This window comes from Streptomyces sp. NPDC007971 (genome assembly GCF_042958635.1).
Classification (GTDB): Bacteria; Actinomycetota; Actinomycetes; order Streptomycetales; family Streptomycetaceae; genus Streptomyces.
Map to the genome: position 1 here is coordinate 1 of NZ_JBIBJK010000047.1, position 17,579 is coordinate 17,579.

The 17,579-nt window shown below is 72.7% G+C and carries 8 protein-coding genes; all 8 read left to right on the forward strand.

The window, feature by feature from the left end:
• Positions 1-4,518: SDR family NAD(P)-dependent oxidoreductase (locus ACFZCP_RS45410; RefSeq protein WP_391443000.1), on the forward strand; the 4,518-nt coding region annotated here is incomplete at its 5' end.
• A 226-nt stretch (positions 4,519-4,744) separates the two neighbouring features.
• The gene (locus ACFZCP_RS45415) at positions 4,745-5,470 is read left to right on the forward strand and encodes a hypothetical protein (RefSeq protein ID WP_391443003.1); all 726 of its coding nucleotides are present in this window, start codon (positions 4,745-4,747) and stop codon (positions 5,468-5,470) included.
• A 4-nt stretch (positions 5,471-5,474) separates the two neighbouring features.
• A complete protein-coding gene (locus tag ACFZCP_RS45420) occupies positions 5,475-8,855 on the forward strand; it encodes a condensation domain-containing protein (RefSeq protein WP_391443006.1) in 3,381 nt (1,126 codons plus the stop codon).
• An 80-nt stretch (positions 8,856-8,935) separates the two neighbouring features.
• Positions 8,936-9,802, forward strand: a complete 867-nt coding sequence (locus tag ACFZCP_RS45425) for a 3-hydroxyacyl-CoA dehydrogenase NAD-binding domain-containing protein (protein WP_391443009.1) — start codon at positions 8,936-8,938, stop codon at positions 9,800-9,802.
• Positions 9,799-10,086, forward strand: a complete 288-nt coding sequence (locus tag ACFZCP_RS45430; protein ID WP_391443011.1) for a phosphopantetheine-binding protein — start codon at positions 9,799-9,801, stop codon at positions 10,084-10,086. The genes ACFZCP_RS45425 and ACFZCP_RS45430 overlap by 4 nt, the downstream gene beginning before the upstream one ends.
• Entirely contained in the window at positions 10,079-11,242 is a 1,164-nt protein-coding gene (locus tag ACFZCP_RS45435; protein ID WP_391443015.1) for an acyl-CoA dehydrogenase family protein, read from the forward strand. The genes ACFZCP_RS45430 and ACFZCP_RS45435 overlap by 8 nt, the downstream gene beginning before the upstream one ends.
• The gene (locus ACFZCP_RS45440) at positions 11,235-12,311 is read left to right on the forward strand and encodes an HAD-IIIC family phosphatase (protein WP_391443017.1); all 1,077 of its coding nucleotides are present in this window, start codon (positions 11,235-11,237) and stop codon (positions 12,309-12,311) included. The genes ACFZCP_RS45435 and ACFZCP_RS45440 overlap by 8 nt, the downstream gene beginning before the upstream one ends.
• A 160-nt stretch (positions 12,312-12,471) precedes the next feature.
• Positions 12,472-17,579 (forward strand): beta-ketoacyl synthase N-terminal-like domain-containing protein (locus ACFZCP_RS45445; RefSeq protein WP_391443021.1); only part of this gene is annotated, 5,108 nt, incomplete at its 3' end.

The following is a 17,579-nucleotide window of genomic DNA, read 5'->3' on the forward strand; positions in this document are numbered from 1 at the left end:
GCGCAAGCGGTCGCCGCGCTGGACTCCGATGAGCGCGCCGTCGCCGCGCTGGATTCCGACGGGCAGGGCGTCGCGGTGCTGCCGTCCGTACTGGATTCCGACGGGCAGGCGGTCGCGGTGCTGCCGTCCGTGTCGGAGTCTGACGGGCAAGCCGTCGCGGTGCTGTCGTCCGTACTCGACTCCGGCGAGCCGGAACTGGCCGTCCGCGGCACGGTCGCTTACGGGCGGCGTCTGACCCGTCCCGCCCGTCTCCTGACGGCAGTTGAACAGCCGTCGGGCCCGCGCCCCCCGCGCTCGGCCCTGGTGACCGGTGGCACGGGCACGCTGGGCGGGCTGGTGGCCCGGCACCTGGCGACCACCGGGCGGGCCGCCGGACTGGTGCTGACCAGCCGTTCGGGTCCGGCTGCCGCCGGTGCGGCCGTCCTGGCGGCCGAGTTGGCGGAGCTGGGCGCGTCGGTGGACGTGGTCGCCTGTGACGCGGCGGACCCGGAGGCGCTGGCCGCGCTGCTCGGGACGATCTCGGCCGAGCGGCCGCTCGGATCCGTCGTCCACGCCGCCGGCGTCCTCGACGACGGGACGATCGCTTCGCTGACCCCGGAGCGGGTGGCGGCAGTCATGCGGCCGAAGGCCGACGCCGCCTGGCATCTGCACCGGCTCACCCGGGGCATGGACCTGGAGCACTTCGTGCTGTTCTCCTCGGCGGCGGCGACGTTCGGCGTGCCGGGGCAGGGCAACTACGTGGCGGCCAACGCGTTCCTCGACGCGCTGGCGGCCGAGCGGCGCGCAGCCGGTCTTCCGGGGACCTCGCTGGCGTGGGGCCTGTGGGCCGAGGTCAGCGGCCTGACCGGGCAGCTCTCCGACGCCGAGCGGGCCCGGATGACCAGGAGCGGGACGACCGCGCTGAGCGCGGCCGAGGGCCTGGCCCTGCTGGACCTGACGCTCGCCCGCGACGAGGCGGTGCTGGTGCCGGCCCGGCTGGACCTGGCCGGGCTGCGGGCGCAGGCGGCCCGCGGCGGTGAGATACCGCCGCTGTGGCGGGCGCTGGCCGGCGGACCGGCCCGGCGGACCGCCGCCTCCGGCGGAGCGGGCGCGGACTCGCTGCGGCAGCAGCTCGCCGCACTGCCCGCCGCGGACGGCGACCAGCTGCTGCTGAACCTGGTGCGCGCGCACGTCGCCGCCGTTCTGGGCCACGCGTCCGCCGACGCCATCGCGCCGGGACGGGCCTTCAGCGACCTGGGCTTCGACTCGCTCACCGCCGTCCAGCTGCGCAACCGGGTCGGCACGGCCACGGGGCTGCGGCTGCCCGCCACCCTGGTGTTCGACTACCCCAACCCGACCGCGCTCGCCGTGCACCTGCGCGGCCTGCTCGGCGGAGAGCCTGCCGGGACCGCGGACGTTCCGGTCCCCGTCGGGGCCGCGGCCCACGACGAGCCCATCGCCATCGTGGGGATGAGCTGCCGCTTCCCGGGCGGTGTGACCGGCCCCGAGGACCTGTGGCACATGCTCGACAGCGGGCAGGACGCGATCTCGGCGTTCCCCGCCGACCGCGGCTGGGACCTGGAGGGCCTGTACGACGCGGACGCCGCACACACGGGGACCTCGTACACCCAGGCGGGCGGGTTCGTCGCGGACGCCAGCGAGTTCGACGCCGGGTTCTTCGGGATCAGCCCGCGCGAGGCGCTGGCGATGGACCCGCAGCAGCGGCTCCTGCTGGAGCTGTCCTGGGAGGCCTTCGAGCGGGCCGGGATCGACCCAGCCTCCGTGCGCGGCAGCCAGACCGGCGCGTTCGTCGGCGGGTACACGTCCGGGTACGAGATGAGCGTGCTGGCGGAGGGCAGCGCCGAGCTGGAGGGCCACCTCATGACGGGCATCGCGACCAGCATCCTGTCCGGGCGGCTTGCGTACACGTTCGGCCTGGAGGGGCCGACGATGACGGTCGACACGGCGTGCTCGTCGGCGCTGGTGGCCCTGCACCTGGCCGCGCAGGCACTGAGGTCCGGCGAGTGCTCGATGGCGCTGGCGGGCGGGGTGACGATCATGGCGACCCCCGGGACGTTCGTCGAGTTCTCCCGGCAGCGCGGTCTCGCGCCGGACGGCCGGTGCAAGGCGTTCGCCGCCGCGGCCGACGGCACCGGGTTCGCCGAGGGCGCGGGCATGCTCGTGGTGGAGCGGCTGTCCGACGCGCGGCGCAACGGGCATCGGGTCCTGGCGGTGCTGCGCGGCAGCGCGATCAACCAGGACGGCGCGTCCAACGGCCTGACCGCGCCGAACGGCCCCTCGCAGCAGCGGGTCATCCGCGCCGCGCTGGCCAACGCCCAGATCCGCGCGGACGAGGTCGACGTCGTGGAGGCGCACGGTACCGGGACGACCCTGGGTGACCCGATCGAGGCGCAGGCGCTGCTGGCGACGTACGGTCAGGGCCGACCGCAGGACCTGCCGTTGTGGCTGGGTTCGGTGAAGTCGAACATCGGGCACACGCAGGCCGCCGCCGGTGTCGCGGGCGTGATCAAGATGGTGCTCGCCCTGCAGCACGGCCGGCTGCCGGCGACGCTGCACGTGGACGAGCCCACGCCGCACGTGGACTGGGCGGCGGGCGACGTACGGCTGGCGACAGAGCCGGTGCCGTGGCAGACGGGCTCGCGGCCGCGGCGGGCGGGTGTGTCCTCGTTCGGGATCAGCGGCACCAACGCGCACGTCATCGTGGAGGAGGCCCCCGCGCCGGCCCCGGCCGGCGTGCCCGCGGCGCCGCGGACGGCCCCGGCGGCGCTTCCGTGGGTGCTGTCCGGGCGGACCACCGAGGCGCTCCGGGCCCAGGCCGGACGGCTGCGGGAACTCCTCGTCGCCCGGCCGGACCTGGACCCCGTCGACGTGGGATTCTCGCTGGCCACGACGCGTACGGTGTTCGACCACCGGGCGGTGGTGCTGGGCGGCGACCGCGGCGGCCTGCTCGCCGGACTGGCCCTGGTCGCCGCGGGCGTGCCGACCAAGGACGTGCTGACCGGAACCGCCGCGGCGGACCGGAAGGCGGTGTTCGTCTTCCCCGGCTGCCCCGGCGGCCTCGTCAGCAACCCCGGCGGACGCGACAGCAACGCCGGCGGCCTCGACAGCAATTCCGGCAGCTCTGGCGGCCCCGGCGGCCCGAACGCCTCCGGCGGCGCGTACGGGTGGATCGGCGCTGCCGCGCAACTGCTGGACGAGGCACCGGTGTTCGCGACCCGGATGGCCGAGTGCGAACAGGCCCTGACCCCGCATACGGACTGGAAGCTGACCGAGGTGGTGCGCGCGGGGCAGGACGGCCCGGCGCACGGCCGCCCCGACGTCCTGCAACCGGTCGCGTGGGCCGTGATGGTGTCGCTCGCCGCACTGTGGCGCGCGGCCGGCGTGCACCCGGCGGCGGTCGCCGGACACGCCGTCGGTGAGATCGCGGCCGCGCAGGTGGCGGGCGTGCTCTCACCGGCCGAGGCGGCCAGGATCGCTGTGCTGACCGGCCGGACGGCGGCCGGGGCGGAACCGGACGGCGAGGAGCTGTCCGCGATCCGCCCGCAGGCGGGGACCGTACCGGTGTTCTCCGGCCGGGACGCGGCCTGGGCCGACGGTGCGGGCATGGACGCCGCCCACTGGTGCCGCGGCCCGCAGGAGACCGTGCCGGTCCGGGAGCTGGCGGACGCCCTGGCCGAGGGCGGGTTCGGCGCCTGCATCGAGGTCGCTGCGGAACCGGCGCTGGCCGGGGCCCTCGCACGCGCACTGGACGACACGGGCTTGCAGGACGGGGCACGCACCGACGGGGCACGCGTCACGGTCACCGGGACGCTGCGCCCGGGGGAGGCAGCACTGCGGACGTTCCTGGGCGCCCTGGCCGCCGTTCACGTCGCCGGGACCGCGGTGGACTGGACCGCGGTCCTGGGCGGCGGGCGGACCGTCGACCTGCCCACCTACGCGTTCCAGCGGCAGCGCTACTGGCCCGCGGCACCGGCCCCGAAGGCCGTGCCCGAGCCGGTCGCGGCCGGCGCCGCCTCGCCGGGCGAGCAGCAGTTCTGGACCGCGCTGGAGCAGGGGGACATGGCCGCCCTGGCCGGGATGATCGGCATGGACGAGCCGCTGCGGGAGGACATGCCGCTGGGCACGGTGCTCGCGAAGCTCTCCACCTGGCGGCAGCGGGAACGCGAACTGGCCCCGCTCGACGGCCTGCCGGACGTCGGCGGCGAGTCCGCGGCCGGACCCGAGGCCCTCGGCTGGGTACGGCAGCTGGCCGGCCTCTCCGAGCTCGAGCGGCGAGAGCTGATGCTCGAACTGGTCCGGCAGGAGATCGCCGAGATGCTCGGCTACCCGTCCGTGGACTCCGTCCACCCCGTCGCAGACGTCTTTGAGATGGGAATGACGTCTATGTCCGCTGTTCAACTGCGGGAAAGGATAAACGAGCTGACTGGGCTTAAACTGCCGGAGGGATTTGTCTACGACCTCTATATGCCGGAAGCCATCGCGGACTTCCTGCTGAGCGAGCTGTCGGCGACGTCCTAGGACGGTGGTCCGGGGGATATGCAAGGGTTCCCCCGGAAGTCCGGATCATGCTAGCGTCCAACCGGTTTCGGTGGACTGTGATTACCCGCCCGACTCCGTTTGATGGGATGAACAAGTGCCGAACGAAGAATCGTGGAGCGTCATCTCGGCCCCCACGTCGAACCGTCTTGTTCTCTGTGTCGATTTCCCTGCGGTCGGGCGCCGAGAGGCGGGGTTCGAGGACCTCGTGGCCACCATGGGACCGGCCTGGTCCGCATTCGGCTTCATGCAGACCAGGCTGCCCGCCCTGCGCCCGTCCGAGCATCCCGCCGGTGACTTCTACACCGAGTACTGGACACGGGACGGAGACTGGGAGAAGTACGAGGTCGTGGCCGTGCTCGGCTACTGTCTCGGCGGCGTCTACGCGGCCGAGATCGCACAGCACCTGACCCGCTGGCAGGCCACCGAACCCAAGGTGATCCTCTTCGACGGACAGGTCACCGACATCCAGCTGCTCGCCGCCGAAATCAACAAGATGGTCGGCCTGGCCGGTCCGGTCTTCTCCGAGGAGGAGGGGGAACGGGCCCGTAGGAGGGCCGCCGAGATCGTCGAAACGCCGTCGATCGGCATTGCGGACGCCGCCGTCGAGATCGTCGGACTCTACCGGGAGATAGCGACCACCGCATTCCAGCGGATCGGTCTCGCCGATGCCCGCAGGGACGAGGTCGTCCAGCTTTTCGAGACGTATATGGCGTGGCTTTCCGCCGCCGTCGATATCGATCCCGGGCAGATCTGGAAGCGTTCTCTCGCCATTACCTCGGCGGATTACGCCACCTTGGAGAAGAACGGGGCGGTGACCGCCGTCAAGGCCACCGAGATGCTCGGCCGGAGGATCTCCCTCGACGTCAGCCACGCAGATCTGCTGCGCGCCGACTCCACTGTTCGCACCCTTCTCGACCACGCCGAATTCTGATCTCATGAACTCTGAGACGGGCGCGCCCGCCCGGTCCCCGGACACGGCCACCGCCAGAACAGCGACCACGAACAAGGAAAAGGCCCTCTGGCTGATGGAGGAGTTGGTCCCGGACACCGGGATCAACAACCTCGGGCTCGCCCTCAAGGTCGGCGGCCGGCTCCGGCCCGACGTGCTGAAGGCGGCCCTGGCCGTGGTCCTCAGCCGCTACGACGTGCTGCGGACGGTCTTCCACGCGAACGGTGCGGAACTCCTCAAGGAAGTTGTCCCCGCGAGCGAGTTCTCGGCCGACATCGAGCCGCTCGACCTGTCCGGTGAGTCGCTCGAAAAGGACCTGACCGCGTTCGTCGACCGTCCCTTCCGGCTCGACGGCAGGCCCCTGGTCAGAGTCGGGCTGGCCGGCGGCCCGGACGGCGACGTCCTCTGCGTGGGCGTGCACCACCTGACGTTCGACATGATCTCCGCCGCGCTCTTCCTGCGGACGTTCATCCCGGTCTACGACGCCATCGCGGCCGGCCGGCCGGTGCCCGCCGAGGCCACGGAGCAGACCCCGGCCCTCGCCGAGCCCGAACCGCAGCCCGCCGATCTCGCCTACTGGCGCGAGACCCTGAAGGGATTCGCCCCCGGCGCCCTCGACCTGTGGTGCGGCAGGCAGCGCAGCCGCCAGCCGCTGATGACCGGTGAGATCGCGCGCCACACCCTCTCGCCCGAGGCCCAGCACGCCGTACTGCAGTTGCAGCGGGTGGCCAGGACACCCGTCGCCGCGGTGATGCTCGCCGCCTACGCCGCCCTCCTCGCGTCGCACGGCGCCGGCCCCGACCTCGTCGTCGGCTCACCGGTCGACGTCCGCGGAGCCAACACCTCCGCCATCGGCTACCACGTCAACGTGGTCCCGATCCGGATCCGCGTCGACCTGGCCGAGGGCTTCCGTCCGCTCGCCCGCCGGGCCCGGGACGCCTTCCTCGGAGCGATGGCGCACGCCGGCACCTCCGTCGACGAACTGACCGGGGAACTCCCCGAGGTCGGCTCCTCCTGGCAGACCGCGCTCTTCCGGCATCTGTTCAACTTCCTGCCCGGAGCGCCCGAGGGCGATCTGTCGGTCGACGGCATGCCGGCCCGGCTGCTGACGGTCGAGAACCCCTACAGCAAGTTCGACCTCGAACTGGTCGGCACCCCCTCCCAGGCGGAGATATCGTTCCGCTACTCCTCCGAGACCCTGGACCGCGCCGACGTCGAGGCGATGCTGCAGCGGTTCGACGCCCTGCTGGTCGCGGCCGCCCATGACCCGGAGCGGCCCCTCAGGGAGACGGCCGGCTGGAGCGAGTCCGACCGCCGGACCGTCGACCGGGCCCACGACACGGACGTGAGGGCCGACGACACCGCAGTTGGGGCCGACGGCACCGCAGTCCGGGTCGACGACACCATCGTCCTGGCTGACGGCTCCGTCGAGCGTGCCGGCGACACGGTCGTCGTGGCCGACGGCACTGTCGAGCCTGCCCACGACACCGTCGTCCGGCCTCACGACACCGTCGTCCCGGCCCACGACACCGTCCTACGGGCCCTCGGCACCGCTGCCGAGGCCGAACGGCCCACGGTGCCCGCGCTGTTCCGGTCGTGGGCACAGAGCACACCGCAGGCCCAGGCCCTGGCCGACGGCGAACACACCGCCACCTACCGGCAGGTGGACGAGGCCGCGGCCGCGATCCACGCCCTGCTGGCCGGCGCCGGCGTCGGCACGGGCGACGTGGTGGCACTCGCCGTACCCCGCCGCGAGGCGGCCGCCGCCGTCCTCGGCAGCTGGCGGGCCGGCGCCGTCTGCCTGCCGCTCGACGCCGGACACACCCCGGCCTGGCTCACCCGGCAGCTCGCACACTCCGGGGCGAAGGTCGTGCTCACCGGCACCGGCACACAGCTGCCCGCCGACGCACAACTGCCCCCCGTCCTGCCCCTGGACACCGCCCCGGCACCCGCACCCGCCACGCCGGACGAGCCCCGCGCCCCGTCCGCAGCCGCCTGCCTGATCCACACCTGCGGGGACGACGGGCAGCCGGTCGCCACCGTCCTGAGCCATGCCGGGATCGCCGACACCGTCCGCCACTTCGCCACCGAACTGCGCGTCGAACCCGGAACCGGCGTCCTGACACTCGCCGCGCCCGCCACGCTCGGCTCGCTCCTCGACCTCTGCCTGGCGCTGAGCGCCGGCGGCCGGACCGTGATCGCGCCCGACGAGGCCCGCACGGGCGGCACCGCCCTCGGTGAAGCCGCCGGCCGCCACGACGCGACCGTCGTCACCGTCCCGCCGGGCACGCCCGCCCGCGTCCTTCAGGACCTGGGCGGCCGACTGCACGGCCTGACCGTCCTGGCCCACGGCGGGGAGATGTCCCGCGCGACCGCCGAACGGCTTCTCGCCGCCGGCTGCCGGCTGCACTGCGCCTACGGCACCGACGAGACCACCGGCTGGGCCGTGTCGGGCCGGGTGACCGACCCCGACGCCGTCACCCGGGGACGGCCGATCACGCGCACACGGGCCTTCGTCGCCGCCCCCGACGGACGGGAACTGCCCGTCGGCCTGCGCGGCGAACTCTGCCTCGCCGGGACCGGACTGGCCCTCAGCGGCCCGGACGACCCCGCGGTCCCCGCCCATGAGCGGTACGGACGCCACCACCGCACCGGCGAACTCGCCCGCTGGCGGCACGACGGAACCCTCGAACTGCTCGGCTGTATCGACCGCCGGATCGTCACCGGTGACGGGCCGGTCGACCTCGGCACCGTCGAGGCGCTCCTGCTCGACCACCGCGAGGTGACCGCGGCCGCCGCCGTGGCCGTGACCCCGCCCGGCGGCGAACCCGCCGTCGTCGCCTTCGCCGAGACAGCCGAGACAGCGGGGACCGCCGACGACGCCGGGACCGCCGACGACGCCGGGACTGTCAACGCTGCCGGGACCTCCGAGACCGCCGGGACCTCCGAGACCTCCGGCGACGCCGACGGCCTTGCCCGGCTGCTGCTGGCGCACACACAGGCCGGACTCGCCGCACCCGCCGCCCTGCGACAGGTCGTCCCCCTCGACGCGCTGCCCAGGACCCCCGACGGCCGTACGGACCGGGGCGCCCTCGCGCGGCTCGCCGAGAAGGCACTCGGACAGGGCCCCGGTCCGCAGGACCCGGCGGCGGACGACGCACTCGTCCGCGCCCTCGTCGAGATCTGGGGGCAGCTCCTGGCCACCGAGGCGGGCGCACGGACCAACTTCTTCGAAGCCGGCGGACATTCACTGCTCGCCGCCGTACTGGCGCAGAAGGTCGAAGAACTCACCGGAACGTCCCTCGGGCTCACCGAGGTGTTCGAGCATCCCACCCCCGCCGCGCTCGCCGCGAGGGTGCGCGCGTGACATGCGAGGCAGGGCCGGCCCCGTCCCCATGACCGGGCCGGCCGTCAGGAAACGGCTCACGTAACCGCAGGGAAGAATCTATGAGCACTGCTTTTGAGGAGCACCGCCTCGCCGTCCTCGGCGCCGGCGTGATGGGCACGAACATCTCGACGCTCGCCATCGGCCACGGCGTCCCCGTCGTCCTGGTGGACGTCGACGAGTCCGTACTGGACCAGGCGCGCCGGACCGTCAAGCAGAAGCTGCGGCACGCCCAGCTCATGGGCGTACTGCCGGCGGACCGCCCCCAGGGCACGCTGACCACCACGGTGTCCGTCGCCGACATCGCCGAAGCCACCACGGTCGTCGAGGCCGTCACCGAGGTCGCCGAGGTCAAGGAGAAGGTCCTCACCGCGGCCTCCGGGACCGTACGGCCCGGCACGACCCTGATCTCCAACACCTCCTGCATCCCGATCGACGAGATGGCCTCCTGGGTCGCACGCCCCGAGGAACTCGTCGGCGTGCACTTCATGAACCCCTCCTACATGATCAAGATGGTCGAGGTCATCCGCGGCCCGCGCACCGCCCCCGCCGTCCTGGAGGCGGCCACCGGCCTGCTCACCGTCCTCGGCCGCGAGTCCCTCGTCATCCAGGACTCGGCCGGCTTCGTGATCAACCGGCTGCTGCACCCGCTGATCAACACCGCGGCCATGCTCGTCCAGGAGGGCGTCGCGTCCGTGGAGACCGTGGACGGCCTGCTGGAGGGGTGCCTCGGGCACTCCACCGGCCCGCTGCGCACCGGCGACCTCATCGGCCTGGACAACCTGGTCGACTCCCTCAACGTGCTCTACGAGCGCCGCGGCGACGAGAGCTGCCGCCCCTGTGACCTCCTGCTCGCCAAGGTGCAGGACGGCCACCTCGGCCGGAAGTCCGGACGAGGCTTCTACGACTACGGAAAGGTCGCGTCATGACGGTCGAAGAGGAAACCTCCCCCCTCACCGCCGAGAGCCTTGAGAAGGAGCTCCTCGACTTCCTCGCCGAGCGCATCAAGAGCACCGTCGAGGTGGACCAGGACCTCTTCGCGTCCGGCCTCGTCTCCTCCATGTTCGCGATGCAGCTCGTCGTCCACCTCGAAGAGGCGTACGACATCGCCATCGTCGGCGGGGACCTCAAGCTCGACAACTTCCGCACCGTGCAGACCATGACCGGCCTGGTCCTGCGGCTGCGGGACGCGGAATCGGCCGAGAATGCCTGAGCGAGTGGCCGACGAGCGCGCCGTCATCGGCGAGCTCGTCGGCAGCCGGGCGGCCGCCTGGGACGTCGCCGGCGAACTGCCCCTGGACGTGCTGCGCAAGCTCGGCTCCCAGGGCCTGCTGTGCGCCCAGGTCCCCACCACCTACGGCGGGCCCGGGCTCAGCAGCCGGGACAACGGCGAACTCACCGCCCACGCGGGCAGCCTGTGCAGCTCTCTGCGTTCCGTCATGACCTCCCAGGGCATCGTCGCCTGGACGATCCAGCGGTTCGGCGACCGGTCCCAGCGGCGCACCTTCCTCGCCGAGCTGACCAGCGGGAAGCTCACGGCCGTCGGCTTCAGCGAGCCGGGAGCCGGCAGCGACCTGGCGGCCATGCAGACCCGGATCCGGCCCGACGGGGACGGCTTCGTCGTCGACGGCGAGAAGAAGTGGGTCACCGGCACCCGCTACGCCGACTTCGTCCTCATCGTGGGCCGCCACGGCGACGGCGAGGGCGCCGCCGCCGCGATCGTCCCCGTGGACACACCCGGCGTGCACATCGAGCTGCTTCCCCACCCGATGGGCTGCCGGGCCGCCGGACACGCCAACATCCGCCTCGACAACGTCCGGCTCCCCGCCTCCCACGTACTGGGCGGCGGCGGACAGCCCCTGTCGATGCTGTTCACCACAGCCCTTTCCTACGGACGCATGTCCATCGCATGGGGCTGCGTCGGCATCCTCCGCGCCTGCCTCGACGCCGCGAGCACCCACGTCAGGCACCGCAGGCAGGGCGACGTGGCGCTCGCCGACCACCAGTTCGTCCGCGGACACCTGGCCGAGATGTTCATCGCCGAACAGGTCTCCCTGCGCGCCTGCGAACACGCCAGCAGGTGCTGGGACTCCGCGTCCCCGGACATGGGCGTCATGGCCGTCCTCGCCAAGCACGTCAGCGCCGGCCACGCCGCCCGCGGCGCGGCCACCGCCGTCCAGCTCCTCGGGTCGGCCGGCGCCGAGGACGGGCACGTCGTCGCCCGCGCCTTCCGGGACGCGAAACTCATGGAACTCATCGAAGGCAGCAACGAGATCTGCCGGCTGATCCTGGCCGACCACGCCCTGTCGACATCCGGCCGACACACGACCCCTGACGAGAGTGAAGCTGGTGGGAGGACCCGTGGCTGACAAGCCAACCCTCGTGAAGTGCCTGGTCTGGGACCTGGACAACACCGTCTGGGACGGCACGCTGCTGGAGGACCCGAACGTCGACCTGTTCCCCGGAATCCGCGACGTCATCGTCGAACTCGACTCCCGGGGCATCCTGCACTCCGTCTCCAGCAAGAACGACCACGACCTCGCCTGGCAGCACCTCGAAAAGCTGGGCCTCGCCGAGTACTTCGTCCACCCGCAGATCAGCTGGGGACCCAAGTCCGAGGCGGTCAAGGAGATAGCCGACCGGCTCAACTTCGCGCAGACCGCCGTCGCCTTCATCGACGACCTGCCCACCGAGCGCGCCGAGGTCACCTACCACGCGCCCGACGTCCGCTGCTACGCGGCCGATCAGGCGGCCTCGCTGGCCAAACTGCCCGAGTTCAGCCCCGAGATCGTCACCGTCGACGCCCGGCGCCGCCGCGAGATGTACCAGGCAGGCTTCCGCCGGGACGCCGAGAAGGACACCTTCAAGGGCCCCGACGAGGACTTCCTGCGCACCCTCGACCTCGTGATGGAGATCAAGCGCGCCGACGAGGAGGACCTGTCCCGGGTCGAGGAACTGACCCTGCGCACCAGCCAGATGAACGCCACCGGCGTGCACTACTCCGACGCCACCCTGCGCGGCCTGCTCGCAGACCCGGACCACGAGGTCCTCACCGTCACGCTGACCGACCGGTTCGGACCGCACGGCGCCGTGGGCGTCATCCTCCTGGAACGCCACCCGGACGTGTGGCACCTCAAACTCCTGGCGACCTCGTGCCGCGTGGTGACCTTCGGAGCCGGCGCGGTCATCCTCAACTGGCTCGTCGACCAGGCGGCCCGGGCCGGCGCCCACCTCGTCGCGGACTTCCGGCCCACCGACCGCAACCGCATGATGGACATCGCCTACCGGTTCGCCGGCTTCACCGACGAGTCCTGCACCTGCCTGACCGCGCTCCCCGCACCCGGCGAAGAGGGCGTCCAGCGCCTGCACCTGCTCGCCACCGCGCGCGAGGCGCCCACCACCATGCGGCTCACCTCGCCCGAACTGGCCGAGGCGTAACGGACACGAGGTTCCGCAACCGGCCGGGACAGGCCGGGACATGGCGCACCGCTCAACCGAAGCACCACCACGGTTGAACACGTGGTCCACCGGGTGGACCAGCCCATATCCTGGCCGTCGCCGGCTCCGGCGCGCCCTTTTGCGCAGCCGACATTTTTCCTTGGCGGAAAACTCTTCACCAGGTATCTCACTCGACCTCAGGAATGCCGAGGGAATTGTGAACGAGACTCACGGGCCCGCCCGGACCGACATCGCGGCAGACGGCGCCGAGCCCCTGGCGATCGTCGGCATGAGCTGCCGATACCCCGGTGGAGTCCGCTCACCCGAGGGCCTGTGGACACTCCTTGCCGAGCAGCGGGAGGCCCTTACCGACTTCCCCACGGACCGGAACTGGAATCTCGAATCCCTCTACGGCGAGGACCCCGCGAGCGCCGGCAAGACATATCTCACCCGCGGTGGATTCCTTGAGGACGCCGCCGAATTCGACGCAGCCTTCTTCAACATCCCGCCGCGCGAGGCGCTGGCGATGGATCCCCAGCAGCGGCTGCTGCTCGAAGCCTCCTGGGAGGCACTTGAGCGCGCCGCCGTCCCCCCGGCCGCGATCCGCGGCAGCAGGACCGGCGTGTTCGTCGGCGCCGAACCCCGGGAGTACGGCCCCAGGCTGCAGGAGGCGCCCGAGAGCGTGAAGGGCTACCTGCTCACCGGCACGACCACCAGCGTGATGTCCGGCCGGATCTCCTACCTGCTCGGACTGCACGGACCCTCGATCACCGTCGACACCTCCGCGTCCAGCTCCCTGGTCGCCATCCACCTCGCGGCACAGGCCCTGCGGCAGGGCGAATGCTCGCTGGCCCTGGCGGGCGGCGTCTCCGTGATGCCCACCCCCGGCAACTTCGTCGCGTTCAGCGGACTGCGCGCACTGTCCCCCGAGGGCGTGTGCAAGCCCTTCTCGGCCGCGGCCGACGGAACCGTCTGGTCGGAGGGCGTCGGCCTCGTCGTCCTGGAACGCCTCTCCGACGCCCTGGCGTCCGGCCACCCCGTACTGGCCGTCCTGCGCGGATCGGCGATCAACTCCGACGGCACCAGCGACGGCCTGACCGCCCCGAACGGCCAGGCCCAGCAGGCGGTCATCCGCCGCGCCCTCGCCAACGCCGGACTCGCCGCGGCGGACGTGGACGCGGTGGAGGCACACGGCACCGGCACCCGGCTCGGCGACCCGGTCGAGGCGCAGGCGCTGCTGGCGACGTACGGTCAGGGCCGGCCGCAGGACCTGCCGTTGTGGCTGGGTTCGGTGAAGTCGAACATCGGGCACGCGCAGGCCGCCGCCGGTGTCGCGGGCGTGATCAAGATGGTGCTCGCCCTCGTACACGGCCGGCTGCCCGCGACGCTGCACGCCGACGAGCCCACGCCGCACGTGGACTGGTCGGCGGGCGACGTACGGCTGCTGACCGAGCCCAAGCCCTGGCCGGCCGGAGAACGCACCCGCCGCGCCGGAGTGTCGGCGTTCGGGATCAGCGGAACCAACGTCCACGTCATCCTCGAAGAGGCCCCGGCCACCGGTCCCGCCGAGACGGACGCCGCGGCAACGGCGCCTGTGGTGTCCGGCGCTGCCGCGACGGCACGTGTGGTGCCTGGCGCTGCCGTCACGGGGCCTGTGGCGCCGGGTGCTGCCGTCACGGGGTCTGTGGTGCCGGATGCCGCCGCCATGGCGCCCGTGGTGCCGGGTGCCGCCGCGTGGGTGGTGTCGGGCCGCTCGGCGGCCGGACTGACGGCACAGGCCGGTCGCCTGCGGGACTGGGTGACCGCCCGCCCCGAGCTGCAACCGGGCGATGTGGCCTGGTCGTTGGCGACGACCCGCACGGCGTTCGAGCACCGCGCCGTGGTGCTGGGCGCCGCGGACGCGGAGCCGGCGACGGCCCTGGAACAGTTCGCCGAGGGCGCGCCCTCCCCGGCGGTCGTCTCGGGCGTGGCCCGACCCGGCGCACGGGTCGGCCTGGTCTTCGCGGGCCAGGGCTCGCAGTGGACCGGCATGGGCCGCGGGCTCCACGAGGGCAGCCCCGTCTTCGCCGAGGCATTCGACCGGGCGTGCGGGCTCCTGGAAGCGGAGCTGGGCATCTCCGTCCGGGACGTAGTCCTGGGCACCGACGCCACAGACGGTACAGAGGGCCTCAAGGGCACCGACGGCACAGACGGTCTCACGAGCACCGGCGGCACGGAGGGCCTCAAGGGCACAGGCCGCAGCGGCGGCCTCAACGGCATCGACAGCCTCAATGGAGTCGATGGAGTCGATGGCGTCAACGGAACCGATGGCATCGAAGTCGACAAGGCCAACCAGACGCTGTACGCGCAGACGGGCCTGTTCGCGTTCGAGATCGGTGTCGCGGCGGTCCTGAAGGCCGCCGGAGTCGTCGCCGACGCCGTGGTGGGCCACTCCGTGGGCGAGATCGCCGCGGCACATGTGGCCGGCGTGCTGTCGCTGGAGGACGCATGCCGGCTGGTGGCGGCGCGGGCCCGTCTGATGCAGGCGCTGCCGAGCGGCGGGGCGATGGCGGCGGTGGGTGCGCCCGAGGCCGATGTGCTCGCCGGTCTTGCGGACGTTCCCGGGGTGTCGATCGCGGCGGTCAACGGCCCCGAGTCCGTGGTCGTCTCCGGCGACGCCGATGCCGTCGAACAGGTGGTGGAGACCTGGCGGGAGCGGGGCCGTCGGGTGCGGCAGCTGCGCGTCTCGCACGCGTTCCACTCCCCGGCGATGGACCCGGTCCTGGACGAACTCGCCACCGTGGCAGCCCGGTTGGAGCACCGGCCGCCCCAACTGCTGTGGGCGGGCGCACTCACCGGCGAGGCACTGACGGAGTGCGAGCCCGGATACTGGCCCGCACAGGCACGCCACGCCGTGCGCTTCGCCGACGCCGTAGCCGCTCTCGCCGCACAGGGCATCTCGGTGTTCATCGAGGTCGGCCCCGACGGCTCGCTGTCGACGCTCGGTCCGGACGCGGTGTCCGGCACCGGAGCGGACGAGGCCGTGTTCGTCCCGCTGCAACGGCGGGACGAGCAGGGCGTGCACGCCCTGACGACGGGCCTCGCGCGGGCGTTCGTCCAGGGCGTGGCCGTGGACTGGAGCACCGTGCTGCCGGCCGGGCGCCGGGTGGAGCTGCCGACGTACGCCTTCCGGCACGAGCGGTTCTGGCTCGACGGCGGCAGGTCCGCGGACGCGCCGGACGTGCAGGAACTTCCGCAGTCGACCGGCGGACCGGCCGTAGCGCCCGCACTCGACGCCGGCGCCGGCAGCGGGGTGCTCCGGCAGCTGGCCGGACGACCGGAGACCGAGCAGGACCAGATGGTCCTGGACCTCGTCCAGACGCACGCCGCGGCGGTCCTCGGACACGCCTCGCCCCAGGCCATCGACCCCGGACACACCTTCAAGGAGCTGGGGTTCGACTCGGTCACCGGCGTCGAACTGCGCAACAGACTGACGGCCGCGGTCGCCATGCGGCTGCCCACCACGCTGATATTCGACCACCCGACCCCGGCGGAGCTGACCGCGTTCCTGCGGGCGCAGGCGCTCGGGCACACGGACGCGCCACAGAGCCCCGCGGCCCGAGCGGCCGCACCCGCCGACGAGCCGATCGCGATCGTGGCGATGAGCTGCAGGCTCCCCGGCGACGTGCGTACCCCGGAACAGCTGTGGGACCTGCTGGCCGAGGGCGGCGACGCGGTCGGGGAACTCCCCGCCGACCGGGGCTGGGACCTCTCACAGCTCTACGACCCGGACGCCGCGCGGGCCGGCACCTTCTACGCCCGCGAGGGCGGATTCATCTCGGGGGCGGGCGAGTTCGACGCCCCGTTCTTCGGGATCAGCCCGCGCGAGGCGCTGGCGATGGATCCCCAGCAGCGGTTGCTGCTGGAGATCTCCTGGGAGGCGTTCGAACGGGCGGGCATCGACCCGAAGCAGCTGCGCGGCTCCGCGACCGGCGTCTTCGTGGGCGCCTCCTCCTCCGGCTACGGAGCCAACGCGCCCGAAGCACTCGAAGGTCACCTCCAGTCGGGCATCGCGCCCAGCGTGATCTCGGGCCGGGTCGCCTACACCCTCGGGCTCGAGGGACCCGCGCTGACGGTGGACACGGCCTGCTCGTCGTCCTTGGTGGCCCTGCACCTGGCGAGCCAGGCACTGCGGTCCGGGGAGTGCTCGCTGGCCCTTGCGGGCGGCGTCACCGTGCACGCCACCCCGTCATGGCTCGTCTGGTTCAGCCGGCAGCAGGGGCTGGCGGCGGACGGGCGATGCAAGGCGTACTCGGAGCAGGCCGACGGCATGGGCATGGCCGAGGGCGCCGGCGTCGTCCTCCTGGAGCGGCTGTCCGACGCACGACGCCTCGGCCACCGGGTACTGGCCGTGCTGACCGGCAGCGCGGTGAACCAGGACGGCGCGTCCAACGGCCTGACGGCGCCGAACGGCCCCGCCCAGCAGCGCGTGATCCGCTCCGCGCTGACCGCTGCGGGACTTGGCGCGGACGACGTCGATGCGGTGGAGGGGCACGGTACGGGCACCCGCCTGGGCGACCCGATCGAGGCGCAGGCGCTCTTGGCGACGTACGGCCAGGGCCGGCCGGAGGACCGGCCGCTGTGGCTGGGCTCGGTGAAGTCCAACATCGGCCACGCCCAGTGGGCCGCGGGTGTCGCCGGCGTCATCAAGATGGTGCTGGCACTCCAGCACCAGGAACTTCCCCGCACGCTGCACGCCCAGGAACCGTCCTCGCACGTGGACTGGGACGCGGGAGCCGTACGGCTGGCGACCCAGCCCGTGCCGTGGCCCCGGACCGGTCACCCCCGGCGCGCCGGCGTGTCCTCGTTCGGCATCAGCGGCACCAACGCCCACGTGATCATCGAGCAGGAACCCGACGATGCTGCGGTGTCCAGCTCCGCGACGGATCCGGCCGATGGTGGTTCGGCTGTGCGTCTGCCGGTGGTGCCGTGGGTGGTGTCGGGTCGGTCGGTCGCTGGTTTGGCCGGTCAGGCGGAGCGTCTGGCGACCTTCGTCCAGTCGCGTTCGGACGTGGATCCGGTGGATGTGGGTTGGTCCCTGGCGGCGTCGCGTGGCGCGTTGGAGCACCGGGCGGTCGTCGTCGGTGCGGACCGTGACGAGCTGACTGCTGGTTTGGAGGCGTTGGCGGGGGGTCGTGAGGTTCCGGGTGTGGTGTCCGGGGTTGTGGGTGGTGTGGGCAGGGTCGGGTTCGTGTTCACTGGGCAGGGTGCTCAGCGGGTGGGGATGGG

Excerpts from the sequence above, each read along its gene's own strand:
- ACFZCP_RS45420 (WP_391443006.1), top strand. The coding sequence starts at position 5,475 with ATGAACTCTGAGACGGGCGCGCCCGCCCGGTCCCCGGACACGGCCACC.
- ACFZCP_RS45425 (WP_391443009.1), top strand. The coding sequence starts at position 8,936 with ATGAGCACTGCTTTTGAGGAGCACCGCCTCGCCGTCCTCGGCGCCGGC.
- ACFZCP_RS45430 (WP_391443011.1), top strand. The coding sequence starts at position 9,799 with ATGACGGTCGAAGAGGAAACCTCCCCCCTCACCGCCGAGAGCCTTGAG.
- ACFZCP_RS45435 (WP_391443015.1), top strand. The coding sequence starts at position 10,079 with ATGCCTGAGCGAGTGGCCGACGAGCGCGCCGTCATCGGCGAGCTCGTC.